The sequence below is a fragment of the Alteromonas sp. ABV4_150 genome, from assembly GCF_056311745.1.
In genome coordinates this window covers 628,654-650,760 of record NZ_CM149971.1, presented here as the reverse complement: position 1 = coordinate 650,760, position 22,107 = coordinate 628,654, and the positions used below count along the sequence as shown (strand labels likewise).

Annotated in this window: 21 protein-coding genes; 8 read left to right on the top strand and 13 right to left on the bottom strand. The window is 44.1% G+C overall.

The annotated features are described in order from the left end of the window. Positions 1 to 122 precede the first annotated feature (122 nt). The 3 genes from ACYX4M_RS02830 to ACYX4M_RS02820 form a co-directional block, all read right to left on the bottom strand. Positions 123 to 938, bottom strand: coding sequence for a choice-of-anchor H family protein (locus ACYX4M_RS02830; RefSeq protein WP_476081804.1), 816 nt, complete (start codon positions 936 to 938; stop codon positions 123 to 125). A gap of 112 nt (positions 939 to 1,050) precedes the next feature. After that, the gene (gene rraB, locus ACYX4M_RS02825) at positions 1,051 to 1,449 is read right to left on the bottom strand and encodes a ribonuclease E inhibitor RraB (RefSeq protein ID WP_474830200.1); all 399 of its coding nucleotides are present in this window, start codon (positions 1,447 to 1,449) and stop codon (positions 1,051 to 1,053) included. Positions 1,450 to 1,481: 32 nt separating this feature from the next. Beyond that, complete coding sequence (locus ACYX4M_RS02820; protein WP_476081803.1) at positions 1,482 to 2,207, bottom strand: 1-acylglycerol-3-phosphate O-acyltransferase; 726 nt, start codon at positions 2,205 to 2,207, stop codon at positions 1,482 to 1,484. A gap of 202 nt (positions 2,208 to 2,409) precedes the next feature. On the opposite strand from ACYX4M_RS02820, the gene ACYX4M_RS02815 reads away from it, so the two are divergent. Next, a complete protein-coding gene (locus tag ACYX4M_RS02815) occupies positions 2,410 to 3,549 on the top strand; it encodes an HD-GYP domain-containing protein (protein WP_334056483.1) in 1,140 nt (379 codons plus the stop codon). 86 nt (positions 3,550 to 3,635) lie between these two features. On the opposite strand, the gene ACYX4M_RS02810 is transcribed toward ACYX4M_RS02815, so the two are convergent. Continuing rightward, on the bottom strand, positions 3,636 to 4,955 hold the full coding sequence (locus ACYX4M_RS02810) for a retroviral-like aspartic protease family protein (protein ID WP_476081802.1): 1,320 nt from the start codon (positions 4,953 to 4,955) through the stop codon (positions 3,636 to 3,638). 162 nt (positions 4,956 to 5,117) lie between these two features. On the opposite strand from ACYX4M_RS02810, the gene ACYX4M_RS02805 reads away from it, so the two are divergent. Both ACYX4M_RS02805 and ACYX4M_RS02800 read left to right on the top strand, forming a co-directional pair. Beyond that, positions 5,118 to 5,624, top strand: coding sequence for a hypothetical protein (locus ACYX4M_RS02805; RefSeq protein ID WP_476081801.1), 507 nt, complete (start codon positions 5,118 to 5,120; stop codon positions 5,622 to 5,624). Continuing rightward, on the top strand, positions 5,624 to 5,830 hold the full coding sequence (locus ACYX4M_RS02800) for a helix-turn-helix domain-containing protein (protein ID WP_071815852.1): 207 nt from the start codon (positions 5,624 to 5,626) through the stop codon (positions 5,828 to 5,830). The genes ACYX4M_RS02805 and ACYX4M_RS02800 overlap by 1 nt, the downstream gene beginning before the upstream one ends. A 48-nt stretch (positions 5,831 to 5,878) precedes the next feature. Here the strand turns inward: ACYX4M_RS02800 and glnG are convergent, their stop codons facing one another. The 4 genes from glnG to glnA form a co-directional block, all read right to left on the bottom strand. Further along, positions 5,879 to 7,288, bottom strand: a complete 1,410-nt coding sequence (glnG, locus tag ACYX4M_RS02795; protein WP_476081800.1) for a nitrogen regulation protein NR(I) — start codon at positions 7,286 to 7,288, stop codon at positions 5,879 to 5,881. Beyond that, a complete protein-coding gene (gene glnL / locus ACYX4M_RS02790) occupies positions 7,278 to 8,363 on the bottom strand; it encodes a nitrogen regulation protein NR(II) (RefSeq protein WP_476081799.1) in 1,086 nt (361 codons plus the stop codon). Before glnL ends, glnG begins: the two co-directional genes overlap by 11 nt. 130 nt (positions 8,364 to 8,493) lie before the next feature. Beyond that, positions 8,494 to 9,069, bottom strand: coding sequence for a DUF4124 domain-containing protein (locus ACYX4M_RS02785; protein WP_476081798.1), 576 nt, complete (start codon positions 9,067 to 9,069; stop codon positions 8,494 to 8,496). A 296-nt stretch (positions 9,070 to 9,365) separates the two neighbouring features. Further along, positions 9,366 to 10,775, bottom strand: coding sequence for a glutamate--ammonia ligase (gene glnA, locus ACYX4M_RS02780; RefSeq protein ID WP_020746516.1), 1,410 nt, complete (start codon positions 10,773 to 10,775; stop codon positions 9,366 to 9,368). A gap of 459 nt (positions 10,776 to 11,234) precedes the next feature. On the opposite strand from glnA, the gene typA reads away from it, so the two are divergent. From typA to ACYX4M_RS02765, 3 genes are all read left to right on the top strand, one after another. Next, positions 11,235 to 13,067, top strand: coding sequence for a translational GTPase TypA (gene typA / locus ACYX4M_RS02775; protein WP_179984410.1), 1,833 nt, complete (start codon positions 11,235 to 11,237; stop codon positions 13,065 to 13,067). A 297-nt stretch (positions 13,068 to 13,364) separates the two neighbouring features. Beyond that, positions 13,365 to 13,742 (top strand): response regulator, encoded by a 378-nt coding sequence (locus ACYX4M_RS02770; RefSeq protein WP_476081797.1) that lies wholly within the window; start codon positions 13,365 to 13,367, stop codon positions 13,740 to 13,742. A 161-nt stretch (positions 13,743 to 13,903) separates the two neighbouring features. Beyond that, positions 13,904 to 15,079 carry a MalY/PatB family protein gene (locus ACYX4M_RS02765; protein WP_476081796.1) on the top strand — a complete coding sequence of 392 codons (1,176 nt, stop codon included), beginning with the start codon at positions 13,904 to 13,906 and terminating at the stop codon, positions 15,077 to 15,079. Positions 15,080 to 15,255: 176 nt separating this feature from the next. On the opposite strand, the gene ACYX4M_RS02760 is transcribed toward ACYX4M_RS02765, so the two are convergent. After that, the gene (locus ACYX4M_RS02760) at positions 15,256 to 16,452 is read right to left on the bottom strand and encodes an Nramp family divalent metal transporter (RefSeq protein WP_476081795.1); all 1,197 of its coding nucleotides are present in this window, start codon (positions 16,450 to 16,452) and stop codon (positions 15,256 to 15,258) included. Between the two features lie 252 nt (positions 16,453 to 16,704). On the opposite strand from ACYX4M_RS02760, the gene ACYX4M_RS02755 reads away from it, so the two are divergent. Further along, a complete protein-coding gene (locus ACYX4M_RS02755) occupies positions 16,705 to 17,403 on the top strand; it encodes a UPF0149 family protein (RefSeq protein WP_476081794.1) in 699 nt (232 codons plus the stop codon). Between the two features lie 31 nt (positions 17,404 to 17,434). On the opposite strand, the gene ACYX4M_RS02750 is transcribed toward ACYX4M_RS02755, so the two are convergent. The 3 genes from ACYX4M_RS02750 to ACYX4M_RS02740 all read right to left on the bottom strand — a co-directional run bounded on the left by ACYX4M_RS02750 (position 17,435) and on the right by ACYX4M_RS02740 (position 19,915). After that, positions 17,435 to 17,626: a hypothetical protein gene (locus ACYX4M_RS02750; protein WP_476081793.1), complete on the bottom strand. Its 192-nt coding sequence runs from the start codon at positions 17,624 to 17,626 to the stop codon at positions 17,435 to 17,437. A gap of 182 nt (positions 17,627 to 17,808) precedes the next feature. Then, entirely contained in the window at positions 17,809 to 18,237 is a 429-nt protein-coding gene (locus tag ACYX4M_RS02745; protein ID WP_476081792.1) for a CopD family protein, read from the bottom strand. A gap of 1 nt (position 18,238) precedes the next feature. After that, positions 18,239 to 19,915, bottom strand: coding sequence for a chloride channel protein (locus tag ACYX4M_RS02740; RefSeq protein WP_334056503.1), 1,677 nt, complete (start codon positions 19,913 to 19,915; stop codon positions 18,239 to 18,241). A gap of 104 nt (positions 19,916 to 20,019) precedes the next feature. Between ACYX4M_RS02740 and ACYX4M_RS02735 the strand changes: the two genes are divergently transcribed. Next, positions 20,020 to 20,736: a DUF6776 family protein gene (locus ACYX4M_RS02735; RefSeq protein ID WP_476081791.1), complete on the top strand. Its 717-nt coding sequence runs from the start codon at positions 20,020 to 20,022 to the stop codon at positions 20,734 to 20,736. A gap of 72 nt (positions 20,737 to 20,808) precedes the next feature. Here the strand turns inward: ACYX4M_RS02735 and ACYX4M_RS02730 are convergent, their stop codons facing one another. After that, positions 20,809 to 22,056, bottom strand: coding sequence for a putative manganese transporter (locus ACYX4M_RS02730; RefSeq protein WP_476081790.1), 1,248 nt, complete (start codon positions 22,054 to 22,056; stop codon positions 20,809 to 20,811). Positions 22,057 to 22,107 lie beyond the last annotated feature (51 nt).

The following is a 22,107-nucleotide window of genomic DNA, read 5'->3' as shown; positions in this document are numbered from 1 at the left end:
TGAGGAAACTCAACCGACAAAGAATGATGACTTTTTAAGGGGGGAATTTAAAAAATAGCCAAAAGCAGTGTTTGAAGCAGCTTTTGGCAAGAATGAATGTGAAAGGTTGGTAGAAGATTAAATTAGCGGCGAAAGAGTTTGATTGAGCGTCTCTTAAGCACAATGCCTCCTAGTAGAAGCAATGGAAGTAGCGACCAGGTACCACCGTGCTCTTCTACTATTACCACCGTATCTTCTACAACATACTCATTATCCTCACTTTCAAGCGGAAGATAGGCAAGTTCGTTGTCGTCATAAGCATCGGTAAATGCTACTAGCTCTTCGGTATCCGCATCGTAAAGTTCTAGCAGGATATCGTAATCGCTAGGTGTGAAACCAGATACTAGTGTACTTTCAATGGTGAATGTATCGGTCGAATCTTCTGAATAAATATAGAACTCCGAAGAAACATGTATAGCGTCATAAACACCGTCTTTTCCTAAATACAATACAGCGTATACCGGTGCCCGAGTAAAAATGGTGTCGGCATCAAATTCAATTGAAAACGTAGAGTGGTAACCATCGTAATCAATATCTTGCTCTAGCGTTACCCAGCTTTCATAAATCCAGAATTCATTAACGCTGCTTACTACAATGTCGCTGGATGACTTGTTTACACCCAAATGTTGTTGATGTTTATTGGCTTTACTAAGTGTATTTTTTTGTGCGGCAGTGTCATCGGTAGATTGCTCAAACACATTGTCATTAGACAGAACGTCTGTTGTTTTGGGCAAAAGTGATTCAGCGGCTACAAAGGGTTGGTCGTAGCGGAATTCGGTCGAGATAACCTGTTTATCTTCTGACTTACTGTCAGAACTTGCATGTACAGGTGATACAAACGCAAGCTGTAATGTGGCGATAGCAGAGTATGCAGTAAGTGCTAGTACTAAGTTTTTCATCTGTCCATCCTTTTCCAATCGATAATGACAGGGTCATTGTTAATCAAAAAAGATGAACAAAAGCTGAAGAGTAACTTAATGGCTCCTCAGCTTGTGAAATAGGCAATAAGGCTTAGTCGTCGAAGTGATAGTCCTCTTCTTCGTATTCACCTTCCTCGCGCGGTTCGAAGTACGTACCCCATCCATCGTAGGTTACATCGTGTTTGTCGGCAATTTTCAGCAAAGTGTCTGAATCAGCATTAAGCTTTTCAATATCTAGCTTTCTTTCTACCACGGCGTCGAAGCAAAAAATGGTTTCGCCGTCGTCAAGGATTAGCTCTTCGGCGTCAGTCACTTCAAAACCAGCTTTAAATGCATCAACAGCCGCCTTTTCTAGCACGTCGAAGTCAGTGCTGGCGAAGTGGTGCTCAATGGTGTAGTCGGCATCGGCTTGACTGCCATCTTCTAGAAGGGCATCAATAGTTTCTTGGTTAAACTCGTACCACTCTTCTCTTTCATCGAACTGGGTCATAATAAACACTCATTAGCAATTTAGGCGCAAGTTTACCTGCTTTTTTCCAGTTCATCGACCTGTGTATTAAGCGCATCAAACTTTTGTTTCATTTCATCGTTAAAATGCGCCATCCACTCTTTGATTGAATGCTCTTCTGTTAACGGTTCAGGCGCAGAAATATCAATAAGCACAATCCCGTTGTTCCAACGATTCCACTTTACTTTGTTGTGTAGGTTACTGGCCGTTACCATAACAATCGGCTCATTGGTGGTTTTAGCTAACCGAAATGCGCCTTGTTTAAAAGGTAGTATACCTCTACCGTAACTTCTGGTGCCTTCAGGAAATAGCCAAACAGATGTTTTCTTCTTAGCGATACGGTTGGCAGCAATATCCAAGGTATTGCGCGCTTTCCCTGAATTTTTTCTATCGATCATGATATTCCCAGATAGCCAATAAATTTGGCCAAAGATAGGGATCCACTTCAAACTCTTTTTACCAATAGTAACCACGCCAGGAAGGGCAGCTTTACAAATTGTAATGACGTCAAAGCTGTTTTGGTGATTAGCGATGAAAACATAAGGCTCGTTCGTTTTTACAGCGGGGTCTCTTTGTATGACAATTTTGAGGCCCACTATTTTAGCCATAAGAGAATACAAACTACCGGCAGCATGCACGTTATCCTTGTGAAAAGGGCGCACGATACAAATGATCAGCAAAATAATGTTGATTAATAAAAAGGCGATAAACAGTGCCGGTATGCGAAATAAAGCGATCAAAACAACTCCTAGAAACAATTGACGCGCGCAGTATAGATGAAGTTTCAGCGTACACTTGTCCGATGAGTTTTTACAGCATTAAGACTTACAAAGTGCATTACTCGCGAAAGTTCCTCTTTTATCACCTTTAGTATGAGGAAATTTTGCCGATACCGAATTACAATAATACAAGGCTAATCGAATTTAACTCGGTATTCATTACATGCAGACATTTACTCCAGACGACCTAGAAGAAGATATTCTTGCTGACCTTATGGAGGAAATAAACGAACTCTACGAATCAAGCGAACAAACCTTGATTGAGTTAGAGCTTCGTCCAGAAGATAACGAGTTACAGCGTGCTCTGTTTCGTTCAATCCACACTATTAAGGGCGATTTAGGCTTAGTAAATTTCTCGCCGATGATACCCCTTTTACAGCATGTCGAAGATTTACTCGATTACTTGCGCAAGGGACAGGTAGCGTATACCAGTACCATGAGCGACTTAGTGCTACTTACTATGGACAGGGTGAAGGCCTTTGTAGAAGCTGTAATGGCTGACGGTAAGGCTGAGTATGATGACAACCTCCACAACCAACTGGTGTTAGCAATTGGTCGTGTTACACCAGAGAACACGGCTGAGCACGAAAAGCGCCTCACTGAAGCTGTGTTACTGTTAAATCCAGCGTTAGACATTGTTGCTGACAGCGGCGACCCGGAAAACGTGCAGATAAAACCACCTACATTAGCAGCAACGGGTATACCAAAAGACATTAGCAGTGAAAAGAAACAAGATATTTTATTTTTCCGTGACCTAATGCAAACCATTGAACGTCGCTCTAACTATTGGGGAGGAAGGGGCGATCGTATTGCTAAGTTAGCTATGTATATCAACGACGTTGCTGAAAATCCGATAGATGAAGACCAACTGGCGGTAGCCAGTTATGTTCATGACTTTGGCATGGCGTTTATGCCTTTAAAGCTGCTGCATAAAGGCGATGAATTGACTGATATCGAGTTTAATCTGATGCGATCTCATGTTTACAAAAGCGCCCGTTTGTTAGAGCACCTAGATCAATGGGACATGGCACGTAAAATAGTGATGCAACACCATGAGCGCACCGACGGGACCGGTTATCCGCTAGGCATAAAAGAAGACGATATCTGTGAAGGCGCGAAGCTACTTGCCATTGTCGATACCTACGATGCAATGACGCACCCAAGGGCGCACAATGAAGATAATGTGCTTTCCAAAAAAGAAGCGGTAATAGAGATCAACCGCAGTGCCAAAGGCCAGTTCAGTATGAAGTGGGTGAGGCTGTTTAATCAGGCTATGACAGCGCTCTTAACTAAAGGGCAGTAAACACTGCCCTATGGTTGTTGTTTAAGTCAGTTACAATTTGAATTAGGTGTTAATTGACTTGTTGGCTGTCTTTAACTGCTGCCAAATCACAATCTCGAATCAAGCTGTATTTCGTTACAGCGTTTCTGGTTTTTGAATTCCCAACAAAGTGGCACTGTTTCTCTTTTGGGGTGACTCAGCGCCATCTTTAGTTTATCGAAGTTTGCATAGGTAACTGGTTCTCCCTCAAATTCTGTGATGATACTGTTGATTGAAATTTTGGCAACATAAGCCCCGGTATCTTCAGCAACGCCTAAGACAATGGCACCTTGGGAATGAGGGAGCAGGCGAAGTCCAGAACGATCTGCGCCAATAAAGGAACTAAATTGCTTGCTGGGTTGATACCACATGCGCTCTTCAGAGAAATCAAACACAGTGTTAAAACGTTTTAAAACTTGATTGCCAAGTACCCCGTCGCTTCCGTCCTGCGAATTACTCCCCTCAAACCTGAAGTATGTTGGCAGATGCTCGAACGTGAGGTCGCCAAATGATAAGTGAGAAAGTGATCCCACGAGGTTGGCTGAATCTCCTTGAATTCCAGTGCTAGTTGTTGCAAAGGTTTTATCTGGCAGCGCAAAACGGTCATTTTCGGCGAATAAGCTCAATGTTCCTGTCGAACCGGTATCCAGCATGAGTTTTACCGTTTTTAAGCTCTTTCCATCGTGAAGTGTTGTGGTGAAGTAGGGCGTATCGCTCTTTACGGTCATCGCAATTTCTTGCCACTGTTCAGTGCCATAATGCGCTCTGCTGCTATCATCTGGTTTGGTAATTATCAGTACCTTAGCGTCCTGGTTTATCTCTACAAGACAACAATTAAAAAAATCAGCGCCAAGTACACCGTCGAAATAGGTTTCATCTACACTGCGAAACGGCATCGCAGATGTTGGTGCGTAAATGACCGATAAGTCAGAGATAGAAAAACCGCCTAATTGAATATGGGTGTCATGCACGATGTAAGCGGTTGGCGCCTTTCCGCCTCCTGATCCCCCTATCGCAATTGGCTTGTTCGTAGGTAACTTAAGTTCATTGGTTTTATTAGTTTCGGTTAAAACGGTGGCTGCTGCGCCCGAGTCTAGTACGAAAGTGAGGGGCATGGTTTTATTAACGGTTACATTCACCAAAATGTGGTCATTGAGCATAGTAAAAGGCACCACGGTTCGAGTAATGGCTTCATCTACGAATGCTTTGTCAACATTTTTGTCTTCGCTCTGCCAAGCGATTTTCGCATTCTCATTTTTCCACTGAAAGGCGGCTATGTCCCAAATACGACATCCTGACAGGCCAATGAGCAAAGGCGTAACTAGTATCCAACGCAGACAGTTGCATTTACAGCGAATAGATGTAGCTTTTTTGGTGTGATTTGTCATAGCAATTCCCTCATTGTTTTAATTAAGTATAAGAGAAAAAAATTATTGTTTTGCAATAATTAATATATGATTTGTAATAAAATGTTTCTGTTATGCAATGATTTTTTGAGTTGTCTAGTACGGTGGCGTACACTGTTCGAAAAGGGAAAAGAAGAGCGCGCAATGCAATCTATAGAAAATTTGAAACGGGTAAGTCACTTCACTCGAATAGTGCTGTTTGCTGTTGTGGGCATTTTTTTAAGTATTGCTTTCTACGGCTTCGTATTTCAAGGGCAGTGGTGGGTGACTTTTGGAGGCAGCCAATTTAACGCCTTGTGGCTTCAGTACAGAGAGTCGCGGTTTTTATTAGCAACCATTTTCTCTCCTTTAATTGGTTGCTGGTTGCTTGGCTTCTATTTCCTTCAGCATTTGCTACTTGCACTAAGTAGAGGACTATTTTATGGCAAAACTACCTTACGTCACTTGAAATACGTATCTTGGATCACGGTTTTTTATGTTGGCTATAAAATGTTAATGACGCCTATGGCCACTTACCTAGTGGTGCCCAATAGTTCAATCGATATAAGTCTTAACCCCATGACGTTAATTATTGTGTTGTGCTTACCTGTACTAGTTCACTTATTTAGTGCTGCCGCCGAATTAGATAAAGAAAACAAAGAGATTGTGTGATGCCTGTTCTTGTTAACCTTGACGTTATGATGGCGAAGCGCAAAATTCGCTCTAAAGATCTGGCACAGAAGATTGGAATAACTGAGGCAAATTTGTCGCTATTAAAAAGCGGCAAAGTTAAAGGCGTTCGATTCACAACATTAGAAGCAATATGTCACCACTTACAGTGCCAACCTGGCGATATATTGGTGTATGAAGATGAATAGGAGAAATTGAAAAGGGCACGCAAATGCCCTTTTGGGGTATTTTATGCGTTAATTAACACCCAGTTCTTTCAGCTTGCGAGTAAGCGTATTTCGCCCCCAGCCTAAACGCTTAGCCGCATCTTGCTTATGACCATGGGTGTGTTGAAGTGCACGCTCGAGCATAACACGTTCGAAAGTCAGCATAGCGTCGTTAAGGATATTATGATGGCCATCGCGTAGTTGTTTGTCGGTCCAGCTCGCGAGTAGATCTGGCCAATCACCCGATTCGGCACTAGGTTTTTCAATACTGCTATCGCTGTGAATTTCTGGCGGCAGATCGCTCGGTAAGACTTCTTGCCCACTTGCCATAACGGTTAACCATCTGCATACGTTTTCAAGTTGTCTAACGTTACCAGGCCAGGATAGTTGAGACATAACGCGCTCAGCTTCTTTAGAAATGCTTTTAGCTTCTACATCAAGCTCTTTGGCAGCTCGGCGAAGGAAGTGACGCGTTAACAATGGAATATCTTCGCGGCGTTCATTCAGCGATGGAAGGTGCACACGAATAACGTTCAAGCGGTGAAATAAATCTTCCCTGAATTTTCCTTCAGCGACGCGCTGCTCTAGGTTTTGATGGGTGGCTGCGATAATGCGTACATCAACGCTTACCGACTGATGGCCACCTACGCGATAAAACTGACCGTCTGCAAGCACGCGTAAAAGGCGGGTTTGCACGTCTAACGGCATATCGCCTATTTCATCTAAGAAAAGTGTGCCGCCGTCAGCTTGTTCAAAACGCCCTTGGCGTGCTGCTTGTGCACCAGTAAAGGCGCCTTTTTCATGACCAAATAGCTCAGACTCAACCAAGTCAGCGGGGATTGCAGCCATATTAAGCGCAATAAAAGGCTTGCTCGCCCTGGGGCTGTGTCTGTGAAGTGCGTGCGCCACCAGTTCTTTACCAGTACCCGATTGGCCGTTAATGAGCACGCTAATCGAAGAACGTGAAAGTCGACCTATAGCACGGAAGACTTCCTGCATTGCAGGTGCTTCACCAATTATTTCCGTTACTACGTCTTCAACTTGTGACTTGGATACCGTCGACTGCTCTCTTGCATGAGCAAGGGCGCGTTGGGTTAAGGTTACCGCTTCGTCGATATCAAAAGGTTTTGGCAAGTATTCAAATGCCCCTTTTTGATAAGCGTTTACCGCGCTGTCTAAATCCGAATGCGCCGTCATAATGATAACGGGAAGCAATGGATGGGAAGCGTGTACTTCGTTCAGTAATGTCATGCCGTCCATTTGTGGCATTCTTATATCTGAAATGATGACTTCGGGGGCTTGGCCGCTTTGAAGTTGAAGCAATAAATCTTCAGGGTTTTCAAAACACAAACAGCTGATATCAGCGGCTTGTAAGGCCTTTTGCAGCACCCAACGAATAGAACTGTCATCGTCGACAATCCACACAGACTCATTCGTCATCGTCTGTCTCCTTACGATCTATTGGAATGTAAATTACGAACTCAGTGTGACCAGGGTAGCTGTCTACATCTATTTTGCCGCCGTGGTGGTTTATTAGGGTTTGTGAAATAGATAAACCCAGCCCAGAGCCATTTTGCTTGCTCGTGACCATGGGATAGAAAAGTGTGTCTTTAATTTCAGGTGGAATGCCTGGGCCGTTATCAATGATCTTAATTTTTGCTACCAGTGCATGACGCTTTGTTTGAATTGTCATTTGACGTTCTATGCGCGTTACCAGCCTAATTTCGGGGTTAGGTGCTTGACTTTCGGTTAGTGCCTGAACGCTATTGCGCACAATATTGAGCACCGCTTGCTGAATCATGTCAGGGTCGAGCATGAGCGGAGGAATACTGGGGTCATAGTCGCGAACTATAGTTATGGGGTTGTCAGAGTCAAAACGCATTAAACTACGTATTTTTTCAAGAGCCTGATGCACATTACTTTCTTCGAACCGAGGTAATGAATTTGGCCCTAGCAAGCGGTCAACTAAGTTTCGTAGGCGATCAGATTGCTCAATGATCATGCGCGTGAACTCTTTATGCTCTTCAGTCAGCTCTTTTTCTAATAGTTGTGCTGCACCCCTTATACCGCCAAGCGGGTTTTTTATCTCGTGAGCTAGACCTCTCACTAACTCTCGTGCCGCATAGTGCTGCGCGTTTTGTAAATTCTCTCGAGAAATACGCTTTTGCTGGTCAATCTTTTTTACTTCGAACAACAGCCGAGGGCCATCTTCAAAGTGTAAATTAGTAACGGTTAAATCCGCAGAAACATAGCGATTATCTCTGAACGCTAACTTAATTTCGTTCTCGGTAAAGTCTTCACCTTTTCTAATCGCCGCTTTAAGTCGGGTTGTCTCAATTGTGCCCGGTAAGAAAAAGTCTTGAAGCGGGTGGCCGGTAAGTTGTTTCAGCCCAGTCTCAAATAAAGCTTCTCCCGCATGGTTGGCGTAAACAATGGTAAGTCTGTTATCTACCATCACCAATGCAGTGTTTAAGCTATTTATAAGCTGTTGTGTTTCTAACTCGGTGGAATGCATCCGAGCTCGTCTCCTTTGCACCATAATTGTGCATTGTAGCTTGCAATAATGCGATGCGCGAATAAGAGGCTAAGCAAACATAGCTGACTGAACCTCGGTGGTGCGCTTACAGAACAATGGTTGCACGCTTTTAGTTATTAATTAACGCCGATGCCTGATGTAGGTAAAGGGTTTGTTCTGGAGACGATGCAAGAGTCTTGCCCGTATTGTTTGTTAGCTCAACTTTGTAAGTATGTGCCCCACGATGGACACCTGACAGTTTAAATACGCCCGAACTATTGCTTGCAAATGGGGCGTTATCGAAAATTAAACGATAGATGGGGGCTTTGGGGGCACCAGTTTGTGCCGCAGAAATGGTAAACTCACCTAGGTTATTTCGGATTGTTGCTTCTGGTGTAGGAGATTTAATAACTACGCGATAACTTGGTTTTGGGGCATCAGGCTTAAGCGGTGGTGGAGGAGGCACTTTAGCAGCTGTGACGACATTTTGGGTTTTATCATCGAATGCAAGTGGCTCAGCATTTTGTTGAGGCTTATCGGTGAAAGTAATAGAGCCGTCTTTTCCTACCAACTTATAGATTGTTGTAGTCGAAGATGATGGAACTGTCGATGCCTCGGCGCCTTGCTCTGTCTCGTTTGTTTGTGCTTCTTGCTGCAAATTATTGCCTTGGGCTTCGCTCAGCGTAGCGGCTTGCAGAGGTAACACTCCATTACTGCTACTCAATAGTAGTGTGAATAAGCAAATGTATCGCATTTTGTTTCGCACGTGTCGTTACCTAATCTGTATATTTTGAAAATGCTAGCTTACTACATTGGTAGACTGGCTCTGTCTTTGAGCCTATTAAGTGATAGTTAAAAAAGATTTGCGTTTGGCTGGCTGCTCTAATGCCGCAAACATAGATATTATTTTTTAACATCACCCTATGGACATAGTAGTTAATTAGCACCCATAAAAAAAGCCCGCAGAGCGGGCTTTAGTATATATCGCTATACAGTGTGTTATTACACGCTGTAGTACATGTCGAACTCAACTGGATGAGTTGTCATGTTAAGCTTAGTCACTTCTTCAGACTTAAGGTCGATGTAAGCATCAATCATGTCGTCAGTCATCACGCCACCGGCTTTGAGGAAGTCACGGTCGTTATCAAGTGCTTCAAGTGCCATTTCAAGCGAACTTGCAACAGTTGGAATTTCAGCCGCTTCTTCTGCAGGTAGATCGTACAAGTCTTTATCCATAGCATCGCCAGGGTGGATCTTGTTTTTGATACCGTCAAGGCCAGCCATTAGCATTGCAGAGAATGCAAGGTAAGGGTTAGCTGTTGGGTCAGGGAAACGTACTTCAATACGACGCGCTTTATCGCTAGTTACGTGTGGAATACGAATTGATGCAGAACGGTTACGCGCAGAGTATGCAAGCATTACCGGCGCTTCGAAGCCAGGAACTAGACGCTTGTAAGAGTTTGTAGAAGCGTTGGCGAAGGCGTTGATTGCACGCGCGTGTTTAATGATACCACCGATGTAGTAAAGTGCTTCTTCAGAAAGACCTGCGTATTTGTCACCTGCGAAGATGTTCACGCCGTCTTTAGAGATAGACTGGTGACAGTGCATACCAGAACCGTTATCGCCAACAAGTGGCTTAGGCATAAAGGTAGCAGTTTGGCCGTATGCGTGTGCAACGTTGTGTACCACATACTTGTAAACTTGAATTTCGTCCGCTTTCTTAACTAGCGTGTTGAATTCACAAGCGATCTCGTTTTGACCCGCTGTCGCTACTTCGTGGTGGTGCGCTTCAATTACTAGGCCCATCTCTTCCATAACCATACACATAGCGGCACGGATGTCGTGAGCAGAATCTACCGGAGGTACTGGGAAGTAGCCGCCTTTAACGCCAGGGCGGTGAGCCATGTTGCCGCCTTCGAATTCTTCACCTGAGTTCCACTTTGCTTCTGAAGAGTCAATCTTGTAGAACGAGCCAGCCATATCTGTGTGGAAACGCACGTCGTCGAAAAGGAAAAACTCTGGTTCTGGACCGAAGAAGCATGTGTCGCCGATACCTGTAGATTTCAAGTACTCTTCTGCGCGACGTGCTACAGAACGTGGATCACGCTCGTAACCTTCCATTGTTGAAGGCTCAACAATGTCACAACGGATGTTTACTTGTGTTTCTTCTGCGAAAGGGTCTACAACGCAGCTATCTGCGTCTGGAAGAAGAACCATGTCTGATTCATTGATGCCTTTCCAACCAGCAATTGAAGAACCGTCGAACATTTTACCTTCTTCGAAGAATTCTTCATCAACAACACTTGCAGGAATTGATACGTGTTGTTCTTTACCTTTGGTGTCGGTAAAACGTAAATCTACAAACTTCGCTTCACTTTCTTTAATCAGCTCTAATGCCTTATCTACTGACATCGTGTCCTCCAGGTTTAATGTAAAAATGCGGAATGATCAGCTTCACCCCAACAGTGGCAAAAGTTAAAGCGATTATCATGCCATTTACAAGCATGCCGATTTTTGCGGCATAGACAGGCATCTATCACTTCCATTTGAATAGGCTTGCACCATTATAGTGCGGCAGCGCTCTATTGTGGTGCTTAATTCTTACTTTTATGTCATCTAGCCTAGATCACTTTGTATCACATCACCACTGTATATGTTCAATTCGGTGCAATTGGGATGGTTGTTTTTTGAACTAAAGAGATAATTCTAATAAAAGTGACTTCTAATCAAAAAAAGGTGCGCAAACGTCGTGGTTTTTCTGTACAATCCGCGCAAATTTCTCTATCTGCATTTTTTTGCAACAAATCTAATGCAGACTTATTCGATTCCCGAATTAAGTTGGCATCGATTTACACAGGCTCTATATTAAGCATGAATACCACTGATATTAGTAAATTGCGTAATATCGCAATCATCGCCCACGTTGACCACGGTAAAACCACCCTGGTAGACAAACTGTTACAGCAGTCTGGCACCCTTGAATCCCGAGGCGAGCAAGAAGAACGCGTAATGGACTCGAACGACATCGAGAAAGAACGTGGCATTACCATCCTAGCTAAGAACACAGCGATTAACTGGAACGACTACCGTATCAACATCGTAGATACTCCAGGACACGCTGACTTTGGTGGTGAAGTAGAACGTGTAATGTCAATGGCTGACTCTGTACTTCTACTTGTAGATGCACAAGAAGGCCCAATGCCACAAACGCGTTTCGTTACGCAAAAGGCATTTGCTCAAGGTCTTAAGCCAATTGTTGTTATTAATAAAATTGACAAGCCTGGCGCACGCCCTGATTGGGTAATGGACCAAGTGTTTGACCTTTTCGATAACTTAGGCGCAACTGATGAGCAGCTTGACTTCCAAGTTGTTTACGCTTCTGCACTAAATGGCTGGGCATCTCACGATGCAGACGAGCCTCAAGAAGACATGAATGCACTATTTGAAACTATCGTTGAGCAAGTTTCTGCACCTGATGCAGACGTAGACGGTCCTTTCCAAATGCAGATTTCTCAGCTTGATTACAACTCATACGTAGGTGTAATCGGTGTGGGTCGTGTTAAGCGCGGTTCAGTTAAGCCAAACCAACAAGTAACGGTTGTTACTGCTGATGGAGAAAAGCGCAACGGTAAGGTTGGCCTAGTATATGGTTACCTTGGTCTTGCTCGTCATGAAGTCGAATCAGCGCATGCTGGCGACATCATTGCTATCACAGGTCTTGGCGAACTTAAGATCTCTGACACAATCTGTGACCAAAATACAGTTGAAGCGCTTCCTCCGCTTACGGTTGATGAGCCTACTGTAACTATGACCTTCCAGGTAAACACGTCTCCGTTTGCGGGTAAAGAGGGTAAGTATGTAACGTCACGTAACATCCTAGAGCGTCTTAACGACGAACTAGTACACAACGTTGCGCTTCGCGTTGAAGAAACGCAAGACCCTGATAAGTTCCGCGTATCAGGTCGTGGTGAACTTCACCTAGGCATTCTTATTGAAAACATGCGTCGTGAAGGTTACGAGCTTGCTGTATCTCGTCCAGAAGTAATTCTGAAAGAAGTAGATGGCGAAACACAAGAACCTTACGAAACGCTAACTATCGACTGTGAAGAAGAGCACCAAGGATCAATCATGGAACAGCTTGGTCTTCGTAAAGCCGAAATGACCGATATGTCTCCAGATGGCAAAGGTCGTGTACGTATCGACTTCATTATTCCAAGCCGTGGCCTGATTGGTTTCCAAACAGACTTTATGACAATGACATCTGGTTCTGGTTTGCTTTACCACACGTTCGATCACTACGGTCCGTATAAGGGCGGTATTATCGGTAAGCGTAAAAACGGTGTACTGATCGCTAACGCAAACGGTAAAGCACTGACTAACGCCCTGTTTAACCTGCAAGAGCGTGGTCGTCTATTTATCGGTCACGGTGTTGAAGTGTACGAAGGTATGGTTATTGGTATTCACAGCCGTGACAATGACCTAACTGTAAACGCACTTAAAGGTAAGCAGCTTACAAACGTTCGTGCCTCTGGTACTGACGAAGCGCAAACTCTAGTTCCGCCAATCAAGATGTCACTTGAGCAGGCGCTTGAGTTTATCGATGATGATGAACTAGTAGAAGTAACGCCAGAGTCTATCCGTATTCGTAAGAAGCTTCTTACTGAAAACGAGCGTAAGCGCGCATCACGTGCACCTAAGTCTTAATAGCTTCTAAGACTACATCAGTTTAAAAATGCCAGCTTTTGCTGGCATTTTTTATTTTCTCAATTGATATTTTCAAGCCTACCTTTTTTCACCAACTCACACTTACGTTCTTGTGTGAAAAATTAGTTGTTTCATACAAACAGTCTTATGTTGAAAAAAGCGTAAATATCGACCAAAGGTTAGTGGTCAAATGGGTTTTGAGATTCTATGCTTGTAGACAAGTGGGCTTACGCTTTAATTCGTAAGCTAAGTCGTTGTAATATCAGCGGCTAATGAACTTATGAAAGGGGAAGGGTAGTGTTTTCTGTAGCCGTAGTTGAAGATGATCCCATCACGTTAGACCTAATTACTGACGCGTTAGAAACGCAGTTAGACGCTACCGTTTTTCCATTTACGCGTAGTAAGTTTGCTAGAGATTTTTTGCTGCAACAAAATTCTGACTCGTTAAGCTTAATCATTAGTGACCAAGTCATGCCCGATTATGATGGGCTTAGTCTTTTAAAAACCTGTCAGTCCTCGGGTTTAAACGTTCCTTTTTTGCTAATAACAGCTGACCCCAATAAAGAACTCGTTATTGAAGCGCGAAAGCTTCAGGTCACTGGTTTCCTAGCTAAACCGCTTAGTATGGAAGAGCTGGTTCAAAAATCTAAAGAAGCGGTCACAAACGCCAATTAAGCCTTAAAGGTCAGACCTAGGCGTTTATAACGCCTTTGCTTTATCTCTATAAAAGTACATTTCGATATAGCAAATTCGGGTTAATTCATCTTACGCCCCTAGTTTAAGAGGCGCTAAAATTTTACACTGTTGGTACAAGTTTTTATGCAACAGGATGTAATGTGAGCGCCTTATTCGATAATACCCCTTCTAGAACAGATACGTTTTCGTTCAAATGGCAAAAATACAAAGGAAGAGACATCATTCCTGCGTGGGTGGCTGATACCGAGTTTCGTTGTGCTCAGCCAATCTTAGATGCCATTTCTGGCCAGGTTGAACATGGAAATATGGGGTATATACTGCCTGCCCATCACGACGGCGCTATTCAGGCCGTAGTGCGATGGCTTAAAGATAAGCACAATTGGGCAATTCAGCCCGAGTGGCTAGTGTGGACACCAGGCGTTGTACCTGCGTTCAACGTAGCATGCAAAGCATACTGTGAACCTGGCGATAAAGTGCTTATTCAAACGCCTAATTACCCGCCATTGCTAGCAGCCCCAAAGCTTAATGGCCTAGAGCGAGTAGACATAGGTACGGTAGTGCAAAATGCTGACGGCACGAGTTCTGATAATATTTCAGGTGTCGAAGGTGCGCGCTACACGCTAGATTTTGAGGCGTTAGAAAGAGAAGCCGCCGACCCTAAATGTAAACTGTTTATTCTTTGTAACCCCATGAACCCGGTAGGTTCGGTACTTTCTAAAGCGGAGCTGGATCGCATTGCTGAGATCTGTAACGCGAACAACGTTAGGCTTTGCTCTGATGAAATTCACTGCGACCTTATTCTTGAGGAAGGCAAACAGCACATCCCGGCGGGTCGCGAGTCCAATCTTGCTGAAAATAGCGTAACGCTTATGGCTGCCAGTAAAACATTCAATATTGCGGGTTTAGGTACGTCTTTTGCCATTATTCCTAATCGCCAACTGCGTCAGGCATTTACTAATGCCGCAGCAGGCATAGTGCCGTGGGTAACCGTATTAGGCTTAGCGGCAACAGAATCTGCATTTACTCAGTGTGACGATTGGCATCAGCAGCAGCTTAGCTACTTACGTGAGAACAGAGATATGGTGTTTAACACCATCAACAGTATTGACGGTCTTAAGATGCTAAAAGCCGATGCGACTTTTCTTGCATGGGTGGATGCCAGCGGGCTAGGCGTAGAAAACGTTCAACAATGGGCGGAAGAGAAGGGCGTAGGCCCATCTCCGGGTATAGATTTCCACAAGGCGGATCATTTCAGAATCAACTTTGGCTGCAGTAAGTCCATGCTTCAAGACATACTCCAGCGTCTCGCCAGCTAAAAATTGGGGTCAGAGTACTTTTTGCAGCTACGCTCTCTAATGAAAAGGGCCAAAGTATTACTTTGGCCCTTTTCATATGCAGTTAGTTTGTTAGTCACGTAATTTCATTACTATCTGCGAGTGCACACTACGATGACATACAAAGGGAGAAAATTACTCTGACCCCATTTTTGAAGCTAGCTAAATACGCCGATTAGTTTATACAAACCAAGTCCAATTACAGTGCCCACTACCAAAAAGCCTGCTAGGTTACTTTTCCATGTGTTTCTAAACTCACCTAGCGCTGTGCTTTTGTTCATAACGACCAGTAAAAATATCGCGATAATAGGTAGCAGTAGGGCATTAGTTGCTTGGGCAAACAAAATAGCGGGTAGGGGCTTGAAGCCAAGTGCCGCAACACTTACACCAACAATAATGATAATGAACCACACCGCTTTAAAACTTTTACTTTGCATATCATCAGGTAGCCCAAGCGCCCCAGTTACAGCATAAGCGGCTGCTAAAGGCGCGGTAATGGCGCTGGTTAAACCGGCTGCGAACAACCCTAATGCAAAGAACCACTGCGCTTTGTCACCTAAAACCGGTTTAAGCTGCTCGCCCATATTAGACGCGTCCATAGTGGCTGCTTGGTTGAAAAACGCCATCATAGCTGTGGCCATAACAATTAGCGTAATAAGTCCACCCATGCTAATTGCTCTAGCCGACTGGTTTCGACAGGCTATTACGGCGTCATTTTTATCCTGTCCTTTTGACGATTTGGCAACTAGGCTGGCGTGAAGGAATAAGTTGTATGGCACAATGGTTGTACCTATAAGGGCTAGCACAGTGGTAATAGCATCTGCGTCTAGTCGCGGTGAAGTAAACTGGCTAAACATAGCAGCAATATCAGGCTTGGCTACGAGCAACGTCACTAAAAATACACCCGCCATGATAAAGACAAGGTAAACCAATACTGTCTCTATCCACTTGTAGCTGCCTGACCATAGCAAAACAATTGCGATTGTACCTAATATGCTGGCCCACGGGCCAATGCCTATGTTGATAAACGCGTCCAGGCCGATTGCTGCGCCGGTTAGGTTGCCCGACTCATAGGCTGCGTTACCAATGCCGATAGCACTGACGATAAGCACGATAAAAAGATTCTTTAGCCATGGCTTGTAAGCCATATTTTTCATGGCACTGGCAAGGCCTTGGCCGCTGGCCACACCAAGGCGCGCTGCCATATCTTGCAAGACTATGGTTGCGAATATGGAAAAAAGTAGCGCCCATACCAAATGAAAACCAAAGTTTGCACCTGCCAGACTTGCTGTAGTTACTGTTCCTGGGCCAATGAAGGCGGCCGCGATGATATATCCTGATTTATCTTTTGCCATTGCAACGACTCTTAGTTAAGTTTTGCTATCATGACAATAGGTAGGCGAGCACGCAACAGTACCGCTAAACCAATACAGTAACAGATTGGTTTTGAACCTATTGTCGCGTACCCAGTGCAAAGCTTTCGTTTTTCTGCGTCTCTAATCCCAATTTTTTTGGAATAGATATGGAGTCAGAAGACACGCCCTCTGCAAAGTGGCCGCGCAGACTACCGTTTCGAGAAAGAGAACGCAAATTAAAAAAGGAAAGTAATGGTGAAAGACGGGTTTCCAGTAAACATCATCAGCGATATTGTTTCGCATCCCAATTTCAAAAACGTACTTCCGAATGCCTATCATGTTGATGGGATGATCTTCGCGGTTGCTGCCGCACCAGAAATCCCCATGCCTGAGCAATGGATGCCTTGGCTTATTCAATCAAGTGACAGCAAGCTAGTAGACAAAGATGTCGATGAGCTGGCAGACACCTTGATGAACGGATTGCGCGCTCATTTAGACTTTATGCGCAAGAGTAAATCACCATTATCTAGTCAACTCACTGAAGCGATAGAAGTAAAAGGAGTGATGAGGCCTTCAAAGGAATTAGAAAGCTGGCTGAACGGGCTTTTACAAGTACACAAGCAATTAGAGCCAGTGTGGCAAAATGCTTGGAACCATCTTGAGAAGCGCTCGGCAAAAAATAAAAGTGACGGCGAGAATCAATTAGATGAAGACAAAGTTACAGAACCAGCCGAGGCGAGGTTGTCACGTTGTTTAAAACTTTTTTCAACGCTTGCCAACATAGAATTGGCTTTGTCCTATAGAAACGAAACGCAAGTTGCCCAGCTTGAAAGTAATATGCGCATGCTTGTTAAGCAGTTACCGTCTGTACTTGCAGATTACACAAGTTTATCCGGAGAGCTCGCACAAGCGTTACCCAATCAATTCGAGACCTTTAGCCAGATTACTTAGGCCTTTAATTAATAGAATTAAAGGCCACTCACTAGCGCTGTCTTTGCTGTTGGTGACGTTGGTTCAACGTATGTTTAAGTGAAGCCGTGTAGCTATCTAGTTCAAGCTTCGCTTTCTCATATTGTTCATTTAGAAGCCTTGAGGCAGGTTCCCTCATCAGTGCTTTAAACGCCACATCTGTTTGTGTTATTAGGTGTTTGAGGTGTTGATTACTATCATCCATGGTAAACATTCCGATAAAAACAATTCAATAAACCCGATACAAGACTCGCTTCGGGTGGCCGTGTGTGATGTCTACAACACGCTCTACTTTGAGTTTCAAAAACCTTTTACATCACACATTAGTACTGATTCCTTGAGTACTGACTTCCTTGCTGCCTGTGAATGTCTGCGTGTGGCCAAGCCTTAGAAGGGTTTAACCACAGCCAAACATACAATGGCGAGTATTATTAACACTGGCGCCTCATTCAAAAAGCGATAGAAGCGGGGAGTGTGCCTATTTTCATCTCGTGCGAACTGCTTCATTAACTTAAACAAATAGAAGTGGTAACCGTAAATAGCAAGCAATAGCAGTAATTTTATGTGAAGCCATCCTGACATTTTAAACCATGTACCACCATAGCTGACAATAAGCGCAACGCCGAACACCAGAGTTAATAAGGCGAATGGTGTAACGAAGAACCACAATCTGCGCTCCATAACCTTAAATTCATCTTTGACTATTTGAGATTTAGTCGAAGCGTGATAAACGAAAAGCCGCGGTAAATAGAAAAGGCCTGCCATCCATGCCAGCATGAAAAAGATGTGCAGTGCTTTAAACCATAAAATGTACATATTAGTAGTGTGCCTTCTGTAAGAAGCTTTGTAAGATATTCCAGGTTACTACGCCAATGATATCGTTAAGCTCCTGATCGTAAATATAAACTGCGCCAGAGCGCGAATTTTTAAGATGTTCGTATACTTCGTGCAGCGTAGATTGCGCGCTGATGCCTTCCATTTCGTAATAGTTTAATGCTGCTGCATCGTGTTCTAAACTTACATTGTATTGGACCAGCTTATACTGCACATCTATTTCAAATTTTGATTTCTGAATGACAATTTTTGTCGGATTGCCTTCTAAATAGTTAATTAACGCCTGCTCTGGGGCATCGTGAAAAAGCTTATAATCTCTATTCATCGCTGCCAGTACACCGGTCTTTTCAAGGGCTTCTCGGATAGATGAAATAGCGTACGGAAGATTCTGATAGTCAAGCTGACGTATAAAAATAGAGCGGTTGCCGAAAAACTGCGTTGAAGTTACGTAAGCAGGCACTATCACCAGCATGGCTGGCAGAATAATTTGAGGGCTATAAGAAAGCTCCATAACCGCAGAAAGTGCAGCAAGAGGTGCGTGTAACACCGCCGTCAGCATTCCCGCAATACCTAGCAGTGCAAAGCTGTTAGTAAATTCAGGCACGTTGATGAAATATGACAAGGGCAATAAAAGCACTGCACCCGCAAGCATACCGATAACCATCACCGGACCTATAATCCCTCCAGGAATACCAAGACCAATTGCAAATACCGCCAAGATAACCTTAAACACAAGAGTAGATACCAGCAAAAGGGCGCCAGGTGAACTATCGAATAAGTGCTCTACATCGATAAAGTTCGCCCCAAGCGCCTCAGGTATAAACATACCTATAGTACCGGTAATCAGCGCCGCAAGTATTAAGCGCCACACCATAGAAACCGGCCGGAACCAAGTCATAACACGCATTAGCTGGCTATTAAAAAGCACGGCCAACATACCTAGTAAAATGCCTAATAGCACTAGATAGAAATACATCCACTGGCTAAACGCATTAAACGATAAGAAGGAAAGTTCATTGACCTCTCCAAATACAATACGAGTGAGCACAGAGCCACAGGCAGCGGCCAGCATGATAGGAACAAATATATGGATTTTGTATTCTCGCAGCACCACTTCCATTACAAATATGACGGCAGCGAACGGGGTATTAAACGAAGCAGAAATACCCGCAGCAATGCCACAGCCTGCGAGAATTCGAATGCTGTTGTAGGGCAAACGAAGCCATTGTCCAATAAAACTACTGCCCGATGCTCCCATATGCACAGAAGGGCCTTCACGTCCTACGACAAAACCGCCTGCTAACGCGAGCATGCCACCAAAAAATTGGTTTATGGTTGTCCTGAAAGGCACATAACCGTAATAGTATTTTACCCGGTGAATAACAAAAGGAATACCCAAGCGGTAATGTTTGAAGCCAGTGAGAAAAGCAATGAATAGTATTAGACCAACACTTATAAGCGGCATGATCAGCCATACTAACCAGTCGTAAGCAAGGACTGACTTAAGCGATGATACCCCTGTTTCTTGAAGCCATTCAACGCATAGCCGAAACAGTATGATAATAAGCGCCGCGCAGGTTCCCCCTACAATGCCCAGCATGCACAACTGAATGGTAGTGCGTGGATGAGCTACTTCCTCTCTTAAAGCCTGCAAGCGCATGTTGTGGTACAGTAGATTAACGTAGTTAGCAGCTTACCATAAACACTTAAAATTCATAATGTTTAGAGCGCGTTAGCGTTTTGCAGTTTTTTAATGAAGAAATTATGACGACAGACCAATTAAAAGAAATATTAGGCAGCTATAAGTGGACCTTGATGGTAGCGTTCATCATGTTGGTCATGGTCGGGTTTGGCTATAAGCTGGCGCGAATCATCGACGAAGGTGACGGAAAAAAAGTACAGGCTCAAAAAGAAACTATTGCCATTTTGTCTGAAGAAAACAACGCGCTAACGACCAAAGTTAACCAGCTTGAAGTTGCTTTGGAACTTGCCACACTCGAGTCAGAAAATATCGCAAAAACGTTAAGTGATCAGAAGAAAGAGCTAGAAGCACAACAAGAGCAGCTAAGTTTTTATGAACGTGTTATGGCACCCGAGAAAACTGATGACGGCTTTGCTATTGAAGGGGTAGAGGTCTTTCAATTAAGCAATACATCATATCAGCTTAGGCTAGTTTTACTGCAGTCAAAACAGAGAAAAGCTGTATTAAATGGCAACTTAGATATTGCCATTGTGGGTAAGAGAGATGGAAAGCCTATTAGGCTAGAATCTGGCAATTCAAGCTTACTCGCTGAAGACGTTAAATATCGTTTTCGTTTTTTCCAAGCGGTTAACGTAATGCTTACTATCGAAGAAGACATAGATGTAGAGTCTATCGCTTTTACTACACGGGTCTATCAATATAAAACCTCCAAAGGCAAGTATGAGATCAGCGTTCCGTGGAGCGAAGCGCTTTCTGTCGACGTAGAGCAATCCCCTTAAAAAGTGGCTTAGCCACACCCATGGTTTTGTTGAGTAAAACCTTACTAATTTCTATGGCATAGTTTTATTATCTCATTCAAACAAATACCAGTAGCCATAGCCTACAAGAAAGGCTGGAATGGCAGAGTACACAGTGGCGATAAGTGCTGCCTTTGGTGACAGTGCGATAGCGGGAAATAAAGCATCGCCATCGTTGCTAATCGCGTTGCCTAACTGCGCTGAAAAAGGAACTGCGCCATTTAAATACAAACTGGTGACCAATATCTGAGGGCCGCACCCTGGTAAAAAACCAACAACAATAGCCAAGCCGACCAAGCCGGGGCCCATAGCCTCAAGCATTCCAGCTATGTCTAGCCCAAGAAAGACAACAGAAAGCTCGAAAATCAAGAATGCGAGTATCACCCATGCCGATACAAATTGTGTATCTAACGCGGCTTTTTCCTGCCACTTTGACGGGGGCGGAATGACGTCTTCTTTGGCGACTGAGGCATATCCGCTTCCCGAACCGCATAGTGACCAAAGCACTAAACTTGCTATACACAAAGAGGCGCCAATTAGCGTTAGTGTATTCTCACTAATAGCCAAGTAACTGTGAGCGGGGAGTTGAAACGCCAGAGCGAGGGCAATTACTAGCGACGGTAAGCTCACAATCATCCAGAATACTTTAGATAGTGACACGGCTTTATGGTTTAGCGCTTTCGGTCTATCAATGTTCTGGTGATTTTCATTCGAATCAAGGGTTTGCGGCGCTCGATAATTATGGAATTTATTGACTACTAAGCCCGTCGCAGCGCCTACCGTGACACTGACTATCATAACGGTTAACGCATCCAATGGCGCCTGAGCTAGCAACAAAAAGGCTGCATCTCCCATGGTGCTGGTTAATACCGCTACCACAGCGCCAAAACTGGTGAGACCTCGCGTGTACTGTGTCACTACAATAATTGCACCACCACAGCCGGGTAAAGCACCAAGCAGCGCCGAAAGGCCTACCTCGTGAACGGGGTGCGCTTTCATGTAATTGCCAATAGTATCGGCTGAGATCCGCAATGTGGCCAAGTAATAAAGTGCAAGCGATGCATAAACAAATGCAGCTACTTGGAAGTATGCGTCTGATAAAACTGAAAGTGTAACAGAGCGGGTACTGCTATAAGCGAGTAGGACTACAATTAAGAGTGGCATCAGCAGTCGCTTGTTAGCTAACAGCTGGTAAAGAGGGTTTCGAATGGAACTTAAAGGAGATCCACCAAGATTACGTGGGCGATACTTATCGTGCTCCAACGCTTTTGCACTTCTCGATGTGTGGGACGCCGTATCCATTACAACTTCACTCTCAAATTACTGAACACTGTTATGAAGGCGCACAATTGA